At 72.9% G+C, this 1,390-nt stretch carries 1 protein-coding gene; it reads right to left on the reverse strand.

Annotated features, from left to right (window positions below):
* Positions 1–1,390: acyltransferase domain-containing protein (locus tag AWZ10_RS45095; protein WP_159058598.1), on the reverse strand; the 1,390-nt coding region annotated here is incomplete at both ends.

Consider the following 1,390-nt stretch of genomic DNA (forward strand, 5'->3'; position numbering starts at 1 on the left):
CAGCCAGCGGGCGACGTGGCGGCCGAGCCCGCCGGTGCCTCCGGTGACGAGGACGGTGCCGGACGGCTGCCACCGGCCGTCGGGGCGCGGTCCCTCACCGGCGCGCACCAGTCTCCGGGCGAAGATGCCCGATCCGCGCACCGCGAGGTGGTCCTCCTGCAGCGTCCCGGACAGCCCGTCGACCAGCCGGGAGGCGGCACGGTCGTCGAGCGTGTCGGGCAGGTCGATCAGGCCGCCCCAGCGCTGGGGGTACTCCAGGGCCGCGATGCGGCCGAGACCCCAGGTCATCGCCTGGAGCGGGTGGTGCAGCCGCTCGCGGCGGTGGACGGAGACGGCACCGTGCGTGGCGCACCAGACGGGCGCGTCGAGCCGGACGTCACCGAGCGCCTGGAGCAGGGAGGCGGTCAGGACCAGGCCGGTGGGCAGGACGCCTTCCGCGGACCAGGGGGACTCGTCCAGGGCGAGCAGCGAGAGCACTCCGCCGATCTCGGTGCCGTCGGTCTGCTGCCGGATCAAGTCGGCCATACGGTCGCGCTCGGCGGCGGGTCCCCCGGCGACGAGGAGGCGTGCTCCGGCCGACCGCTCTTCGAGGGCCGCCGACACCTGTCGGACGAGGGGGTCGGACTCGTGTCCCGCGGGGACGACGACCAGCCAGGTGCCCGTGAGGTCTGCGGCCCGTGCGGCTCGCCCGGTGCTGGGCCGCCAGGCGACCCGGTAGCGCCAGGCGTCCAGGGTGGAGCGGTTGATCCGGTCGCGCCGCCACGACGACAACGCGGGCACGACCTCGGCCAGCGAGCGCACGTCCTCCATCCCGAGGCTCTCGGCGAGGGAGTCCAGGTCGTGGTTCTCGACGCTGTTCCAGAAGCTGTCGTCGAGCACCCCCGGGTGCCCGTCGACGACGGTCTCCCGGGCCGTGGGCTCCAGCCAGTAGCGGCTGCGCTGGAAGGCGTAGGTCGGCAGCTCCACCCGGCGCGGGGACAGTCCCTCGAAGACCGGGGCCCAGTCCACGGATACTCCCCGCGTCCACGCCTCGCCCAACGAGAGGCAGAACCGGTCGAGACCCCCCTCGCCGCGCCGCAGCGACCCGATCACCACGGCATCGGCACCCACCGCCTCGACGGTCTCCGCCACCGGCACCGTCAGCACCGGATGGGGACTCATCTCCACGAACGCACCGTGGCCCGATTCCGCCAACCGCCGCACCACCGGCTCAAGACGCACCGTCTGCCGCAGATTGCGGTACCAGTACCCGGCGTCGGTCTCCGCCGATTCGATCCACTCGCCCGTCACCGTCGACAGGAAAGGAACCGACGGCTCCAACGCCACCACCGGCGCCAAAACCTCCCCCAACTCCCCCTCGATCAACTCCACATGAGACGAATGCGACGCA

The sequence above is a fragment of the Streptomyces europaeiscabiei genome (assembly GCF_001550375.1).
In the GTDB taxonomy this organism is placed as follows: Bacteria; Actinomycetota; Actinomycetes; order Streptomycetales; family Streptomycetaceae; genus Streptomyces; species Streptomyces europaeiscabiei.